Source organism: Pseudomonas poae (assembly GCA_028869255.1).
Taxonomy (GTDB): Bacteria; Pseudomonadota; Gammaproteobacteria; order Pseudomonadales; family Pseudomonadaceae; genus Aquipseudomonas; species Aquipseudomonas poae_C.
The window spans coordinates 2,727,999-2,744,457 of sequence record CP110972.1; the positions used below are offsets into that span (position 1 = coordinate 2,727,999).

Consider the following 16,459-nt stretch of genomic DNA (forward strand, 5'->3'; position numbering starts at 1 on the left):
GTACTGCGCCCATGACTTCTCTCGCCAACCACCGCTTTCAAAGCACCGATGCAGCGGTCGAGCCCCTGAGTATCCAGCACTTGTCGTTCCGGGTGCGTGAGGCGGACTACGCGTTGCCAATCGAACTGGTGCGCGAAATCATCGAGTACGCACAGGTGACTGCCGTGCCGATGATGCCGGCGTTTATCCATGGCGTTATCAACCTGCGCGGCAATGTGGTGCCGGTGCTTGATCTGGCGGCGCGCTTCGGTTTCGAGCTGACCCAGGCGGGTAACCGCACCTGCATCGTCATCATCGAGCTGGCCTTGAGCGACACCACCCAGCCCATCGGCCTGGTGGTGGATGCCGTGGATGCAGTGCTCGATATCGACCCTCAGCAGGTGGTGGCGCCGCCGCCTTTCGGGGCAGGGATTCGCACCGACTTCATCGCGGGCATGGCGCGCAATGAACAGGCGTTCACGATTATTCTCGATATCGCCCAGGTGTTGTCGCTCGATGACATCGAGCAATTGAGCCTCGCCGTAAAGAACGGACTCTGAATGTCCGCCCTTTTAAAACTGCCGAAACTCGCGGACTACGAGTTTCGTCGCCTGCAAAAACTCATGGCCGAGGCATCGGGCATTCAGTTGGCGCCGAACAAGCGCCCGCTGGTGGCCGGGCGCCTGATGAAGCGCCTGCGCCATTACCGCCTGGACAGCTACGCCGATTACTTGCAGTTACTCGACAACCCGTTGTTCATCAATGAGCGGCGGCTGGTGGTGGATTTACTGACCACCAACGAGACGTACTTTTTCCGCGAGCATCCGCACTTTGATTTCTTTGCCGAATGGCTGGCCGGGCAGCGCGGGCCGCTGAGGATCTGGAGTGCCGCCTGCTCTTCCGGCGAAGAGCCATACAGCCTGGCGATGGTCGCCAGCGAAAGCGCACGCACCCAGGACTGGTCCATCGTGGCCAGCGACCTGAGCCAAAGCATGCTTGCCCGGGCCCACGAGGGCATCTATGACATGGCCCAGGCCAAGTATTTCCCCGAAGGCTGGCTCAAACGCCATTGCCTGAATGGCATCGGCGACATGCACGGGCGGTTCCGCGTGCAGGCAGCCCTGCGCGAGCGCGTGAGCCTGCGCGAGATCAACATCACCCAACCGTTGCCGGAGGCGCTCGGGCCCTTCGACGTGATTTTTTTGCGCAACGTGCTGATTTATTTTAACCACGAAGAGAAACAGCGAATCGTGCGGCGCCTGATCACCCAGCTGCGCGTCGGCGGGCTGCTGTTTATCGGGCATGCGGAAAGCGTTCACGGGTTTGATCTGCCCATGCGCCTGGTCTGCCCCTCGGTTTACGAGCTTTTATGAAACCATCGATATTCCTGAACCCCGGCGATTACTTTTTCGGCACTCACGACGGCGTGGTCACCACGTTGCTCGGCAGTTGTGTCGCAATCGTGGTGTGGCACCCGCGCCGGCAGTTGCTGGCCGTCTCGCACTTCCTGCTGCCGAACGATCCGGGCGCTGGCAGCCGGCTCGACACCCGTTACGGCGAGGCGGTGTTCCAACGCATCCACGCCGATATGGCCCGCCATGGCACACAGCCCGAGGAGTACCGCAAAGGTATTTTCGGCGGTGGCAGCCTGGTGCGTTTCGAGGGCAACCCACGGCGCCGAGTCGGCGACGGCAACAGCGCCTTTGCCCGCGAGCAGTTCAGCCTGCGCAACTGGTCGGTCGACGCCTGCGACCTGAACGGCGAGCACTACCGGCGCTTGCAGGTCAACGGCCGCAGTGGCGCGATTGAGTGCTTGCGCAACGGCGGGCCGTCAATGCCGGTGCGGAGCCTGTTCTGATGATCAAGGTGTTTATCGTCGACGACTCAGCGCTGGTGCGCCAGGTACTCACCCATTACCTGGCCAGCCATCCGGGGATCAGCGTTATCGGCCAGGCTGCCGACCCGCTCTATGCCATCGAAAAAATGCGCCGCGACTGGCCTGACGTACTGGTGCTCGACATCGAGATGCCGCGCATGGACGGCCTGACGTTTTTGCGCCAGATCATGCGCGAACGCCCGACGCCGACCATCATCTGCTCCACGCTGACCGAGCACGGCAACAGTGTGGCCGTCGAGGCGCTGTCCGCCGGTGCCGTGGGGGTGTTCACCAAGGCGCGCCTGGGGCTCAAGCAAAGCCTGGAAGGCTTGTCGGGGGAGTTGATCCGCAAGATTGAACACGGTGCAAAAACCCGCCCGCGCAGCCTGCCCCACCCTCCCCGTGCCCACGGCTGCAGGCACGCGGATTGCACCGGCCGGTGTGTTGCGCACCAGCGAAAAAGTCGTCGCGCTGGGCTGCTCTACCGGTGGCACGCAAGCCCTGGAGTTCGTCTTGCGCCAGCTTCCACGTGATTGCCCGGGGATTGTCATCGTCCAACACATGCCGGAAAAATTCACCGCCGACTTTGCCCGTCGGCTGGACAAGATCTGCCAGATAGAGGTGCGCGAGGCCCGGCATCTGGATCGTGTGCACAGCGGGCTGGCATTGTTGGCCCCCGGAGGGCTTCATATGCAACTCAAGCGCAACGGTGCGCACTACCAGGTCGAGGTCCTGGACGGCCCACCGGTTAATCGGCATAAACCTTCCGTAGACGTGCTGTTTCGTTCCATCGCCAAACACGCTGCGCCCAGCGCCTTGGGCATCATCATGACCGGCATGGGCGACGACGGTGCACGCGGCCTGCTGGCGATGCGTGAAAATGGCGCCCAGACCCTCGCCCAGGATGAGGCCAGTTGCGTGGTGTTCGGCATGCCCAAGGAAGCCATCAAGTTGGGCGCGGCTCAAAACGTTGAGCCACTTAACACCTTCGCCCGTTTAATCCAGGAATTTGCCGATAACGCCCGCCACGCCTGAAAAGTATTCGCATGTTACAAAGCGCGCGTTAACCCATGTAGTCACGGACACTGCCCAATAAATTACTGCAGCGTGTTCAACGCTGCCTCATGTTCTCTGCGATTTTGGCTGAAGCCTATGCGTTGTCGAATCCTTGTAGCTAATGTATATCCACTGTTACGTGCCGGCCTGCGCGCATTACTGGAGCAAAAAGAGCAATACGAAGTGATTGCAGAAGCCGACCATGAAAGTACCACCCTCGAACTAGCGTCGCGCCTGCAGCCGGACATTATTCTGTTCGACATGGACATAGAACGTGTGGCCTGCATCAAACTTCTCAAAAGCCTCTCGATCAACGCCCCGCATAGTCGAATCCTGATGATATCGATACACAAGGACTCGAGCTTCGTGATGCAGTGCCTGCAACTTGGCACCAAAGGGTATCTGTTAAAAAGCGCCAGCGTACTGGAGCTTGAACTGGCGCTGGAGGCCCTGCAAGGCGGCGGCCAGTACCTGTCAGTTCCAGTAGTCTCATTGGTGGTCAATCAGGCGGTGAAGCAAACGCGTGAAGAAGCGAAATACCTATCGCATTCAAAATTGACTGTGCGGCAACTCGAAATACTCAGGTTGATCGCCCGCGGGGAGACAACGCGCAATATTGCGCAAGGGCTGAGGTTGAGTATCAAAACGATCGAGGCACATCGTTCGCAGATTATGCATCGCCTGCACATTCACGATGTCGCAAGCCTGGTGATGTTTGCGGTACGCGAAGGCATCGTACAAATAAACGACTGACCTGGTTGATCACGTGCGGCGCGGGTTAACCTTTCCAGTCGTCTGTACCTGTCAGACTTGACAGTAGCGCAGAGCGATTTCCACGCATTAAATGGCCACTTCCCGGTTAACCGCAAGGAAGTGCAACCATGTCATTCCCTCCGTACCGCCTCCTCAGGTTGTCAGCCATGCTGGGCACGCTGGTGCTGATCAACGCCTGTAGGACCCCTGCCGATGTCACGTCTGACGCCATGGCGTGCTTCCAACAAAACAGAGAAAACTTCAGCGAAGTCCTGGGCTGCTATAAAAAAGCCCACGCACTGATCCCTCTTAACTACAAGGCAGAAGGCGTTGAACAGGTTGGCGACGTGCAAATCAGGCGTTACCGACTCATCTCCCAGGATTGGGGGCGCAACGGCGCCATCGCCCCCGCCGTCTGGAACCATCGGGTAGAGATCTACGTTGCGCAGGATGTGTCACGCGACAAACCCGCGATATTGGTGGTCAACGACGGCGTCAATCACCCTTTGCCGGGCTCCGCTCCTGGCGCACCGAACAACTTCACCCGCGACAGCCTGCTGCGCATCGCCCGCGAAACCCGATCCAGCGTGGTGGTGGTCGATGATGCGCCCAACCAATACCTGACCTACAACAACGATGGCAAACCTCGTACGGAAGACGACAGCGTTGCCCACAGCTGGAAGCTTTTCATGCAGGCCCCCGCCGCCGACCCTTTCATGGCCTTGAACGTGCCGGTGATGGAAGCCATCATCAAGACCATGGACCTGGCGGATCGAGAACTGCCGGTAAAAACTTCCGGCTACATCCTGACTGGCGCTTCAAAACGCGCCTGGGCCGTGTGGCTGGCAACGCTGGTGGACACGCGCGTCACCGCAATCGCACCGGTAGTCATCGAGACACTCAGCGGCAAACTCGCCTTTGAACACGCCTACCAGGTGTATGGTCATAGCTGGCCGCTGGCATTTATCGACTATTACCGCGAGGGTGTCACGGCGCAGCTCAATACCGAGGGTTTTGACAAGCTTATGCAGGTCATCGACCCGCTGCGCTATCTGGACACCGCGTATGCCCACCGACTGCGCACGCCTAAATACATCGTGAATGCCAGCGGCGACGACTTTTTTACGCCGGACAGCAGTCGCAACTATTACGACAGCTTGCCAGGCCAGAAAACCCTGAGGTCCCTGCCCAATAGCGCCCATGACATTCGCGCCTATTTGCCCGATACCCTGATTCCTTTCTTCAAGCGGATCCGTGAAGGTCGGCCTTTGCCGAGCGTTAATCCGGTTGCAGGAGGCGGCTTCAAGCTTTCAGAAGTCCCCAGCCGCGTGGTTCGCTGGGACGCCCACAACCCGGCCGCCAGGGACTTTCGCTTCAATTGCAACATTCGTTATGTGCCAACCCAACTGCCTGCCTCGCAAACAGTCGCGCCAACCGGCACCGCGCCCAAGGCAGGCTGGCACGCATCGTTCGTCGAAGCGACATTTGAGGATGGCATGATCGCCACCAGCCAGGTGCAGATAACGCCCGACACATACCCCTCCCAACCACCCGCACCGGGCGGGCCTTTTTGCCAAACGTTGCAGGAGCGAGTGCCCTCTGAGTGAGGCGCGGTTTGCCGGGGCTGGTATCTGGATTTTATCGGGTTAGAATCATCGGCATTTCCTGCCTGCTTCATTGATACGAGCCCCCCATGAGCTTTGATTTCGACACGATCCACCCACGCCTCGGCACCGGCAGCACCAAGTGGAACCGTTACCCGCAGGACGTTCTGCCAATGTGGATCGCCGACATGGATATCGCCGCGCCGCCCGCCGTGTTGCAAGCTCTGCACCAGCGCCTCGACCAGCAGATTCTCGGCTACAGCGTGGCCGGCCCGGATGTGCGCGAAGCCATCATCGACGACCTGTGGGCCAAGTACGCCTGGCGCGTGCAGCCTGAAGACCTGCTGTTTCTGCCGGGTGTCGAACCCGGCTTCAATATGGCGCTGCACGGGTTTGTGCAGCCCGGCCAACCGGTGGTGTTGCAAACGCCCAACTATCGGCCGATCCGCCTGGCGCCCGGCCACTGGAACCTGCCGCGTATCGAAGTGCCGTTCGAGCTGATCAACGGTGAATACCTCACGCCGCTGCCGGCCCTGCACCAGGCCTTGACCGGCGCCGGTGCGCTGCTGTTGAGCAACCCGCACAACCCGATGGGCAAAGTCTTCCCACGCGAAGAATTGCTGGCCGTGGCCAACGCCTGCCTGGAACACGGCGCGCTGATCATCAGCGACGAAATCCACGCCGAACTGTGCTTCGACGGCCGCCGCCACATCCCCACCGCCAGCCTCAGCCCCGCCATCGCCCAGCGCACCATCACGCTGATGTCGGCCAGCAAGGCTTACAACGTAGCAGGCCTCAAGACCTGTTTTGCGGTGGTGCAGAACGCCGAGGTCCGCGAGCGCTTCAACCAGGCCCGCTGCGGCATGGTCGACAGCGTGAGCCCCCTGGGCCTGGAGGCCACTCGCGCGGCCTACAGCCAGTGCGGCGAATGGCTGGAGGCGCTGGTGCAGTACCTGCAAGCCAACCGCGACTACCTGCTTGACGCCGTGCAAACGCGCTTGCCTGGCGTGGTGATGCACGTGCCGCAGGGCACCTACCTAGCCTGGCTGGACTGCAGCGCTTTGGGCCTGGACGACCCGCAGCAGTTCTTCCTGGAGCAGGCCAAGGTCGGTTTGAGCGCGGGGATCGAATTCGGCGACGACAGCCAGCAGTTCGTACGTCTGAACTTCGGCTGCCCACGGGCCATGCTGGAAGAAGGTTTGCAGCGTATGGAGCGCAGCCTGCAAAACCGCTGAAAAGAACTGGCACCTTCGCGGTGCCAGTCAACTTGCTCTGGGGTTAGTTTGGTGGTTTCTGAACGTCAACTTTCATGCTGCTCACCTGCGGAAAACGACTGAAGTTCCCGCCTTGGTGTGAAGCGCTGACCGTCAGCAACGTACCGTCGCTGGTGATGAAAGTTGGCAGTGCTTGCTCGCCGTTCACGCCCTTGGGAAACGCATGTTTGATCACCAGTTTCTGTAGTTCCCGCCCCGTTTCACCCATCAGGTTCACCGACAGATCCCCCGAGGGCGAAACCCTCCAGCCCTCCAGTTGATCGGCGCGATAGTCCAGCCTGACGATACTTTTAACAGGATCCGTGATGGTCACCCCCTGATCGCCCTTGTTGATCACGTAGGTGTTGAAGCCGCCTTCGCCGTATAGATCGGCGCCGCCATTGACCACGACAATGTTCGCGCCTTTGCCGGTGTAAGCCACATCGTTATCACCATTGAGGGTGATCAGATTGTTTTCGTCATTGCCCTGGACGAAGCTTTCCCCCTTGGCAACGGTGGTCACATTAGAGAATGACTGAAAGTGTGCGATTTTTTTCAAACCGTCGGTATTCGATTCTGCGGTTTTTATTGAGACTGTATGGGTCTTTAAGTTAATAACGTGCCCCAAGTAATTGGCAGTTTTATGGCTCCCGTCCTCCTCGAAGGAGGTGTTGAGCGCACCCGAAAAAATCAACGTATTGCGCCCGTCTCCACCATTGAGTGAAGTTTGCCGCGGGCTGAAACCGTCTTTTTCGGTTTCCGAGACTTGCTCGGCCTGTTCCAGGGTCTGGCGTGCATCGGCATTGATCACAACCGTATCGTCCGCATCGCCACCTCTGATGCCTTTTTTGCCACCGCCCAGTAAAAAATAATTGGGTTTGTTCTCCACGCCTGATGCCCAGTCATCGCCGTCACCCAAATCCCAAAGCGTGGCCTTCGTTGCGCCCTGCTCGCCTTCTACTGCGTGTACGGGCTTACCGTTCAATGAGTTGAAAGGGCCTAAAAGATTATCGCCGGCGCCTTTGACACTCACCGTCGGAACATGGCCTGGCACTTTGATCTGATGCAGCAACCAGGAAGCAGGTGAATACCAAAGTGCCGGGGTAAGCCGGACTTTCCCGGAAACTTGTTTGGCCTCGACCTCGGCTGAACCGAATACAACGCGCTCAAAATATTCTTTGCCATCGCCTTGCAAAAAGGCCGTGTGGCGGGCTTGGTTCTGCTCCAGGTACTCCTCGGCGTATTTCTTTTCCAAATACGGCTTCATGACACTGAATCCCGGCTCAAACCCCAGGAACGACTTCACACCGACACTGAATTTTTGCCCACCCGAAAGCGGCGTATAACGATCAATCTCTTCTACGGTACGTACGGCTGAATAAATGGCTTGCGCGGCCATCAAGGCACCCGCCACGATCAGGCCCGCCGGGCCGGCAGCACTGGCACCTGCCATGAATGCCACGCCCAACGCTATTGATGTCACAGCATTGGTGACGGCAAAAGCGCCATTGACGTAGTGGTCCTGTGCCTCTTTGCCTGTGCTGCGACCGGCTTTCTTGAATGAATCGACGGCGTTGTAGGTATCAAACGGCACGCTGAACACCAGCCCGATCCCGCCTGCGGCCTTGCCAACCATTTTTCCAAGGCTGCCGGTCTTGAAGGCTATGATGGACGAAGCCTGACCAGTGATGGTTTTTTGCGCCATCTTGTTCAAGGCAACTTCTACGCCCAGGCCCGCATAATCCGCACCCACGGCGCCAAAACCAATAGCCGCCGCCGTAGTATCACCCTGTCTCAGGTTCTCGACGGCACTGCGCAGCCCCTGGAAAGTGCTGAACGCCCGAAACCCCAAGCCCGCGACCTGGTTGGATCGCGCTATTTTCGTGTCGCCGGCAGAGAAAAAGTCTGGCGGTACCGGTTTATTGCTGATTCGAAAATCGCGCATCTCAGCAGAAACCGTCGACATCGCCTTGACGGCTTTCGACAGCTCTTCCGGCACCTGGCCACCCTCCCGGCGGTTGATCATGGGTGGCGCGTCAAGGCTACGATTCGCCGCCAACTCACCAAGCACGCTATCCATACGATCAGCAACCTCGCTGGGTGCCGACTTGAGGTTGGCCGCAAAGCGCGCGTAGTCGATCTCTACAGTGGCTGCCAGTTTGCTGCCATTCGGATCATTGACCAGCGCATCTTCAATCGGCTTGCCGTTGACAGTGGCACCCAATTGGTAAAGTTCGGCACGACTGACCTCCACTTCACCGATGCGAATCGCAGGGCGCGTCTTGTCGAGTTCTTGCATGCGCTGCAATTGCGCCGCGTCAACCTGCGATGCCCCTGCGTTGAATGGCCTTGTCGTGAGGGCCACCGGTTGGTACGCGTCTGTACGAAGGCGCAGTTTTGCGTTTTCCGCAACCAGAAATACCGTGGGATCCGTCATGTACCGATGTACTTCTTGCAGCCGACCGGCGACCAAATCGGCGCGTGCCTGGCCGGGAGGTGCGTTGAAAAAGTCGTCGCCGATAATCAGGGTTGGCGGGGTGCTCAAACGCAGCTGTGTCTGCGGATGCTCGCCGGCGTTCGCAATAACTACCGAAACAACAGAGCCAACCGATTGCACGGCGGCCGGATTAACCTTTGAAAGGTTTTGCAGCACGGAGTCGATCGTCGCTTTGACCTATGGTCGACTCTATGCGGGTCGATGCCAGCCGCTGCAGATACTTCTACTGACTTGCCCTGGATAGGTTCTGTTTTGAAATACGACGGTGAGCCAAGACGGTCCTCAGCCAGATGGGCACGATCTTTCTCCATACGTTCAAAGATGTACGGATACGCCTCTGGCGCGGCAGCTTGATTGATCGCATTGAGCAACTGTTGCCCCAGCACTTTCATGGCCGGCACTTGCGAGGCATTTGGATGATCGGCAATAAACTGTTCGACCGTTTTGAAAACGTCCAATGCCTTGTGGAATTGATTCATGCCTTTAAGCTCATGGACTTCTTTCAACCCTTGCGACACGCGTTCGTAGGCTGTCGCAGCGGCGTCGCCGGCAGGCGGTGCATTAAACCGAAGCTCTGCTGACGTCGGCAGCTTTGAAGCACTCAGCACGTTAACCTGATCAAGACCGGCCAAGGGCGCGTCATACAAAAATTTGACGTTGTGGGAGGCACCGGATATCAGGGGAAGGTGATCGCGATTGAACACACTGATTTTGTACCTGGGCCTGCCGAGATCAGTCTGCAAAGGCTTGACCAAGTACTTGAGTTTGGGGTGAGTAAATATCTTTTTTAACCCGGCTTCAAAAGCTTCAGCGGAATCAAACCTGGTCAGGCCGATATTCGGGTCGAAGTAGTAATACGTTCGATGACCTGAGGGTTCAACGACAACGCCTGCGGTCAGTCGATGTTTATGAGCGCTGATCAATAACGTTTTCGTGTCGGGTGAGCTGGTCAGTTGCGCTGTTATTTCGGAATAGGCGCCGATCTTGGTGGTGGCGGGGTCGTGTGCAACGTCGGGGTCGTCTACTTGTTTATGAACCCTCGCCAGGTTATGGAAGAACGTTTGGGATTCAGGTGAGTCAGGATTGACGAGGGCTTGATGGATGTTACCGAGTAAAATGTGTTCCTTACCTTGCGCAATCGCCAACGACAGAAGATGCACTAACCCTGCGCATTCTCCCTTGGACAATTGGTTGACGATGGAAAGGTAATAGCTTTGCGGGATGGGCGTAGTTCTTACGCCCGGGGCTGTCATGATCGCCGTGAAGTTTTTAACATCGTTTTGAGCGCCCGAGATCTGGCTCCGCTCTGTAAACCGCTGTTCAATGTAGTACTGCAGCGCGCCGAGTTGCGTAGGGCTCAGCCCACCTCCCACTGCAAGCCTCATCAGTGCCTGATCGCTCATGGTCTTGTAATAGCCAGGAATTTCTACGGCCGCGGGAATAAAATACCCACGCTCGTAAGCGTGATGGTCGCTTTGTTTGGCCTTGACCACTTCCGATCGAAAAAGCGCAGGTACCTCATCATCCGGCACAACGCTGGGGGGCGGCCCGCCTGCAATAGAGGTGTGGCGACGAACGCGCTCAGACGCACCTTCGCGGTGTTGTTCATTGGGCGGTGTGGACGTGTCACGGGGATATAGGTCTAGGTCGGAAAAGAACGGCGCGGTACGGGTAGCGGGCAGATGCATGAATACGCTCGTAATCAATTATTCGTTCTACATCCCTTTCATGGCGTGGCTCCTGACGAGTGCAACACTATCAACGGCACCAACAGCTCACCTATCAGACCTTTCTGAACAGCGCCAACAACCAGAAGCCAAGCGCCCGTTCAACAGCACCTGGCGCGAGTTCGATAACCAGCAGACCAAAATGTGGGAGGGGGCTTGCTCCCGATGGCGGCGTATCAGTCGACTTATTCAGAGACTGGCACACTGCGATCGGGAGCAAGCCCCCTCCCACATTTGCTAGCACATTTACAGTTTGGCAATCGACACTTCGGTGGATTTCACAAAGGCAATCACTTCGCTGCCCACTTTCAATTCCAGGTCCCGCACCGAGCGGGTGGTGATCACCGACGTCACGATGCCGGACGCGGTTTGCACGTCGATTTCGGACACCACTTCGCCCAGCAGAATTTCCTTGATCACGCCTTTGAACTGGTTGCGCACGTTGATCGCTTTAATAGTCATGTCGGGTTTCCTTTTGGCTGTTGGGTCAATCCGCACGAATGCGCAGGCCCTCAAAATGCGCCATCAGCGAGAACATTAAAAGGAATATATAACTCTTTATTTATTCGATATAGATATATAAGAACTGTTGCCCAGCCAACAGTGGTTCAACAATCTGCTGCTTCCAGCAACAGCGTTAAACACCCTCCCCGCGTAAATCCGGCTCCTGGCCAGATGGCACAGAGACTGCATATTCCTATAAAGCATGATGAAACATGCCAACTCAGTTTTCTGAATATAAGAAAAGCCTTCTCTCAACGCCTTGCCGGAGCTGTTCCATGAAACCCTTCACCCTACGCTTACTCGGCGCCTGCGCCCTCGCCCTGTGCCTACAGCCCCAGGCCTTTGCCGCCGAAACCGATCCCGCCGAAGTCAACCTCGACTACGCCTACTATTCGCCCGTGAGCCTGGTACTCAAGCACTTCGGCTGGCTGGAACAGGCCCTGCCCCAGAGCAAGGTCGGTTGGGTGCTGAGCCAGGGCAGCAACCGCTCCCTGGAATACCTCAACAGCGGCGGCGTGGACTTCGCCTCCTCGGCGAGTTTGTCCGCCGTGTTGAGCCGCGCCAACGGCAGCCCGATCAAGTCGGTGTACGTCTACAGCCGCGCCGAATGGACCGCGCTGGTGGTGCGCAAAGACTCGCCTTACAAGAGCGTCTCCGACCTCAAAGGCAAAAAAATCGCCGCCACCAAAGGCACCGACCCGTACCTGTTCACCCTGCGCAGCCTGCAATTGGCCGGGCTGAAAAAGGACGATGTGGAACTGGTGCACCTGCAACACCCGGACGGCCGTACCGCGCTGGAAAAAGGTGATGTGGACGCTTGGGCCGGTCTCGACCCGCACATGGCGGCCAGCGAAATCCAGGCCGGCTCGCGCCTGTTGTACCGCAACAAGGACTTCAACAGCTACGGCGTGGTCAGCGTCACCGAGAAGTTCGCCAAGGAACACCCGCAAACCATCACCAAGGTGCTCGGCGCCTATGAGAAAGCCCGCGACTGGGCGGTAAAACACCCGGACGAGTTTGCCAAGCTGCTCGCTGATGAATCTGGCTTGCCGCTGGAGGTGGCCAAGCTGCAATTGTCGCGTACCGACCTGAGCACGCCATTTCTCAGCAGCAAGGATGTGGCGTCGTCCAAGGCCGCCGCACCGATCCTGGTGTCCGAAGAACTGGTGCGCAAAGGTGTGAATGTGGACCAGGTGATCGACCAGTTGATCGACACCTCGTACGGCCACTAAGGAGCGCGTGATGACCAGCAAAACCCAAGCATTGCCCCTGGCCGCGCCGGCGGCGATCAACCGCAGTGCCTGGCCGAGGCGGCTCAAGGGCCTGGTGTTGCCGGTGCTGATCCTGCTGGTGTTGGAGGTGGTGGTGCGGGTGGGCTGGCTGCCGTCGTATCAGATGCCGGCGCCCAGCGAGATCGCCGTGACCCTTGCGGACCTGGCAGAAGGCGCCTTGTGGAAGCACATCAGCGCCAGCCTCGGCCGGGTGCTGCTGGGCTTTGCCATTGGTGCCAGCCTGGCGTTGGTGTTTGCCGCCTGGGTCGGCTTGAGCCGGGAAGCTGAAGCCTACCTGGAACCAACCTTCGCCGGGCTGCGCTCGATCCCAAGCCTGGCCTGGGTGCCGCTGTTGCTGCTGTGGCTGGGCATCGACGAGACCTCGAAAATCGCACTGATTGCAATTGGCGCGTTCTTCCCGGTGTACCTCAATGGCGTCGCGGCGATCCGCGATATCGACCGCAAGCTGGTGGAAGTCGGGCAAATGTACGGCTTCAGCCGACGGCGCCTGGTGCGGCGCATCCTGTTGCCCGCCGCCCTGCCCGGCCTGTTCACCGGCTTGCGCAGCGGCTTGAGCCTGGCGTGGATGTTTCTGGTGGCGGCCGAGCTGATCGCGGCCACCAAGGGTTTGGGTTACCTGCTCAGCGATGGGCGGGAAACCTCGCGGCCGGACATCGTGCTGGCGGCAATCATCGTACTGGCGCTGTTGGGCAAGGTCAGCGACGGCCTGCTGGCGGCGCTGGAGAAACGCTGCCTGGCCTGGCGTGACACCTTCAATGGCCAAGGTGGGGAGCAATGAGCATGCAGCCATTACTGGACATCCATGTGGTACGCAAAAGCTTCGCCAGCACCACCGTATTGAAAGACGTGCGCCTGGCCTTGCAACCACGCGAAGCCGTGAGCCTGCTGGGCCCCAGCGGTTGTGGCAAAAGCACCTTGCTGCGGATCGTCGCCGGGCTGGAAACGGACTTCCGGGGCGAACTGCGCAGCCCCGACGGCGAGGTCGCGTTTGTGTTCCAGGAGCCTCGCTTGATGCCCTGGCTCACCGTGGAGCAGAACATCGGCTTCAGCGATGACAACCGCTACGACAAGGCCTGGGTCACGCAATTGATCGAGGAAGTCGGCCTCAAGGGCTTTGCCCAGGCATTGCCCAAAGCGCTGTCCGGTGGCATGGCGCAGCGCGTGGCCATCGCCCGTGGCCTGTATTCAAGGCCGCAGGTGTTGTTGCTGGATGAGCCGTTCAGCGCAGTGGATGCGTTTACCCGGATGAAGCTGCAGGATTTGCTGCTGCAACTGGCCGCGCACCATGCCATCGCCCTGCTGCTGGTCACCCATGATGTGGATGAAGCGCTGTACCTGAGTGATCGGGTGCTGGTGATGGACAACCGGCCGAGCAGCATTCGCCAGGAGCTGGCGGTGGACTTGCCGCACCCAAGGGACCGCCGCGACCCGCTGCTGGCGCAGCTCAAGGCACTGTCCTTGACTGAGCTGCAGCGGGCGCATGTGATCTAGGGCAACGGATGCAGGCTCTTGTAGCAAATTAGCAAGCCCGCCTGTTGTGGCGAGCGGGCTGTTGTGGCGAGCGGGCTTGCCCGCGTTGGGCTGCGTAGCGGCCCCAAAAAAAGCGGGAGCGCTGCGCACTCCAACGCGGGCAAGCCCGCTCGCCACAACAGCCCGCTCGCCACAGCAAGCCCGCTCGCCACAAGGACGGGAGTTATGTCAGACAACCGCTTTGCGCAGCGTCACCCAATACCGCGTCCGCGCCTGCACTTCGAGCCCCAGGGTTGAGGCCAGCAGGTTGAGGATGCGGTCGGTGTCGTCCAGGCGGAAACTGCCGGTGACTCGCAGTGCTTCCAGGCTTGAATCCCAGCGCAACACCCCCCGGGCGATAACGCTCCAGTTCACGCAGGAAATCCCCCAGCGCTTGGTTCTGCGCGGTCAGCACCCCGTCGCGCCAACCCAGTTGCAGCACATCGAATGGCACCCAGGCACCCAGCCCGGCGGTTTTCAGCGAGGCTTGCCGACCGCTCTGCAAGGTCGACGATTGCCCCTTCAGGTCGCGCACCTGCACCACGCCCTTGAGCACCGACACCAGGCAGCCGGACGCCAATTGCCGCACGCACACCTCGGCCTGGCTGACCTTCAGCTCGCCGTAACGCGTGTGCACCGTGATCGCCTGCGGGCCCGGTACGTTTAGTGCCAGCTCACCGTCTACCAGACTGATGCGTTGCTGCGCCAGGTCCACATCCACCGCCGTGGCCGTGTTGAGTTGCAGGCTGGCGCCGTCGGCCAAGGGCAAGCGTTTGCGCTCGCCGGTGGCGGTGTGCACGTCAGCGCGCCAGGCCTCAATAGGCAATTGGCGGCTGATCAGCCAGGCGGTCGGCACTAGCGCCGCCACGCCCAGTGCGCGTTTGAGCACGGCGCGCCGACCCGGTTGCGGGCGATCAAGGCTGGCCATCGCCAACGCCTGGGGCAAGTCGCTGAAACGCTGACGCAAGCTCTGGGCGCGTTGCCAGGTCTGCTCATGCTGGGGATGGCTGTCGCGCCAGTGCTGCAAGGCGGCGTGATCGCGCTCGGTGGCCGCGCCGGACTCCAGCAGCGCCAGCCATTGAGCGGCGGCGCGTGCGACGTCGCGGTTCACAGTTCCACCAGCAGGCAGTGCTCGTAGGCCTGGGCCATATAGCGCTTCACCGTGCGTTCGGACACCTCAAGGCGCTCGGCAATCTCGCGATACCCCAAACCTTCCAGCTGGCTCCACAAGAACGCGCGGCGTACCACCGCTGGCAAGCCATCGAGCAATTCATCCAGGGCCTGCAGGGTTTCCAGCAGCAGCCAACGCTGCTCAGGCGACGGCACGCTGGATTCGGGCAAGGTGGCCAAGGCCGTCAGGTAGGCTTGTTCGAGGCTGCGCCGTTGATGGAAATTAACCAACAGGCGCTTGCCGACCGTGACCAGGTACGCCCGGGGTTCCTGCATCTGCGCAATCGGCTGCGCACTGGCCAGCACGCGCAGGAACGTATCCTGGCTGAGGTCGGCCGCATCCCAGGCATTGCCCAGGCGCCGGCGCAGCCAGTTTTCCAGCCAGCTGCGGTGGTCGCGGTACAGGCTCGACAGCGTCAGTTCGGGGGCGTGCGTAGGAACAACAGCATCATTCATGGCGAGCAACCTGCACGGGCGCGATTTAGTCTCAAATGAGATTCATTCTATTTAATATCGTGCCGGGACACCATGATCTTTTCAACGTCGCGTTTATTTCGTCGCCTCTGCGTCGAACACTTGCCCGCGCCCTACCACACTGGCCGGTGCCAATATTGCGCCTGGCGCCAGCACCGCATTCGCGCCGATCCGGCATTGATCGCCGAGCAACGCGCCAAACTTGTCGCAACCGGTGCGCTGCAACACGCCATCGACCCGCACCTGCACTTCCTTGTCGTCACGTTCATTGCGGTAGTTGGCGACAATGCTGCCCGCCTCCAGGTTGATCCCGTGGCCCAGCACCGAATCGCCGACAAAGTTGAAGTGCGCCAGCTTGCTGGCGCTGAACACGAAAGCCGTTTTCAACTCGGAACCGGGGCCGATGATGCAGTGCTCGTCCAGCCAGCAACCGCCACGCAGCAGCGAACCACTGGCGATAAAGCAATGGGCGCCGATGATCAGGGAGGCTTGAGCAAGGCGCCAGCCTCGACGGTGGCGGTACGGTGGATGGCGATTTCATCCTGCACGGTGTATTCATCGGCCGGCAGTTCGGCCAGCAGTTGGCGAACAATCGCGGGGGCTTGGGTGGCGAGGGCCCAGGGCGCCAGGTCAGCCCAGGGTGCCAGCGGGGATTGGGAAAAGTTGGCGATGTAATCGCTGAGTCGGATCAACGTCAAACCCTCCAGGGTGTCGGGGAAGTTCGAAACGCTAGCATGTCGGAGCGGACAAACGAATCTTTACTAA

The 16,459-nt window shown here is 59.5% G+C and carries 13 protein-coding genes and 3 pseudogenes; 10 read left to right on the top strand and 6 right to left on the bottom strand.

The features are described from left to right. The first annotated feature begins 11 nt into the window (after positions 1–11). From LRS56_12465 to LRS56_12495, 7 genes and pseudogenes are all read left to right on the top strand, one after another. Positions 12–539 carry a chemotaxis protein CheW gene (locus LRS56_12465; protein ID WDU65190.1) on the top strand — a complete coding sequence of 176 codons (528 nt, stop codon included), beginning with the start codon at positions 12–14 and terminating at the stop codon, positions 537–539. Further along, positions 540–1,352 (top strand): protein-glutamate O-methyltransferase CheR, encoded by an 813-nt coding sequence (locus LRS56_12470; protein WDU65191.1) that lies wholly within the window; start codon positions 540–542, stop codon positions 1,350–1,352. It abuts the gene before it with no gap. Beyond that, positions 1,349–1,837, top strand: coding sequence for a chemotaxis protein CheD (locus LRS56_12475; GenBank protein ID WDU65192.1), 489 nt, complete (start codon positions 1,349–1,351; stop codon positions 1,835–1,837). Before LRS56_12470 ends, LRS56_12475 begins: the two co-directional genes overlap by 4 nt. After that, positions 1,837–2,890: pseudogene (locus LRS56_12480) on the top strand (chemotaxis response regulator protein-glutamate methylesterase). Before LRS56_12475 ends, LRS56_12480 begins: the two are co-directional and overlap by 1 nt. 117 nt (positions 2,891–3,007) lie before the next feature. Beyond that, complete coding sequence (locus tag LRS56_12485; GenBank protein WDU65193.1) at positions 3,008–3,664, top strand: response regulator transcription factor; 657 nt, start codon at positions 3,008–3,010, stop codon at positions 3,662–3,664. A gap of 128 nt (positions 3,665–3,792) precedes the next feature. After that, positions 3,793–5,271, top strand: a complete 1,479-nt coding sequence (locus LRS56_12490) for a PhoPQ-activated protein PqaA family protein (GenBank protein ID WDU65194.1) — start codon at positions 3,793–3,795, stop codon at positions 5,269–5,271. Positions 5,272–5,357: 86 nt separating this feature from the next. After that, the gene (locus LRS56_12495) at positions 5,358–6,503 is read left to right on the top strand and encodes a pyridoxal phosphate-dependent aminotransferase (GenBank protein WDU65195.1); all 1,146 of its coding nucleotides are present in this window, start codon (positions 5,358–5,360) and stop codon (positions 6,501–6,503) included. 43 nt (positions 6,504–6,546) lie between these two features. On the opposite strand, the gene LRS56_12500 is transcribed toward LRS56_12495, so the two are convergent. From LRS56_12500 to LRS56_12510, 3 genes are all read right to left on the bottom strand, one after another. Beyond that, complete coding sequence (locus LRS56_12500) at positions 6,547–9,174, bottom strand: hypothetical protein (protein WDU65196.1); 2,628 nt, start codon at positions 9,172–9,174, stop codon at positions 6,547–6,549. Beyond that, the gene (locus tag LRS56_12505) at positions 9,108–10,706 is read right to left on the bottom strand and encodes a hypothetical protein (GenBank protein ID WDU65197.1); all 1,599 of its coding nucleotides are present in this window, start codon (positions 10,704–10,706) and stop codon (positions 9,108–9,110) included. Before LRS56_12505 ends, LRS56_12500 begins: the two co-directional genes overlap by 67 nt. A 285-nt stretch (positions 10,707–10,991) precedes the next feature. Then, on the bottom strand, positions 10,992–11,207 hold the full coding sequence (locus LRS56_12510) for a TOBE domain-containing protein (GenBank protein WDU65198.1): 216 nt from the start codon (positions 11,205–11,207) through the stop codon (positions 10,992–10,994). A 317-nt stretch (positions 11,208–11,524) separates the two neighbouring features. Here LRS56_12510 and LRS56_12515 point away from each other — a divergent pair, with 317 nt between their 5' ends. Genes LRS56_12515 through LRS56_12525 form a run of 3 tightly spaced genes read left to right on the top strand, consistent with a single transcriptional unit; the run spans position 11,525 to position 14,032 of the window. After that, the gene (locus tag LRS56_12515; GenBank protein ID WDU65199.1) at positions 11,525–12,481 is read left to right on the top strand and encodes an aliphatic sulfonate ABC transporter substrate-binding protein; all 957 of its coding nucleotides are present in this window, start codon (positions 11,525–11,527) and stop codon (positions 12,479–12,481) included. A gap of 10 nt (positions 12,482–12,491) precedes the next feature. After that, positions 12,492–13,319, top strand: a complete 828-nt coding sequence (locus tag LRS56_12520; protein WDU65200.1) for an ABC transporter permease — start codon at positions 12,492–12,494, stop codon at positions 13,317–13,319. Continuing rightward, positions 13,316–14,032, top strand: coding sequence for an ABC transporter ATP-binding protein (locus LRS56_12525; protein WDU65201.1), 717 nt, complete (start codon positions 13,316–13,318; stop codon positions 14,030–14,032). Before LRS56_12520 ends, LRS56_12525 begins: the two co-directional genes overlap by 4 nt. Before the next feature lie 207 nt (positions 14,033–14,239). Here LRS56_12525 and LRS56_12530 read toward each other — a convergent pair. The 3 genes and pseudogenes from LRS56_12530 to LRS56_12540 all read right to left on the bottom strand — a co-directional run bounded on the left by LRS56_12530 (position 14,240) and on the right by LRS56_12540 (position 16,386). Continuing rightward, positions 14,240–15,161, bottom strand: a pseudogene (locus LRS56_12530) (DUF4880 domain-containing protein). Beyond that, complete coding sequence (locus LRS56_12535) at positions 15,158–15,676, bottom strand: sigma-70 family RNA polymerase sigma factor (protein WDU65202.1); 519 nt, start codon at positions 15,674–15,676, stop codon at positions 15,158–15,160. The pseudogene LRS56_12530 and the gene LRS56_12535 overlap by 4 nt, the downstream one beginning before the upstream one ends. A 93-nt stretch (positions 15,677–15,769) precedes the next feature. Beyond that, positions 15,770–16,386, bottom strand: a pseudogene (locus LRS56_12540) (LpxA family transferase). Between the last annotated feature and the right edge of the window lie 73 nt (positions 16,387–16,459).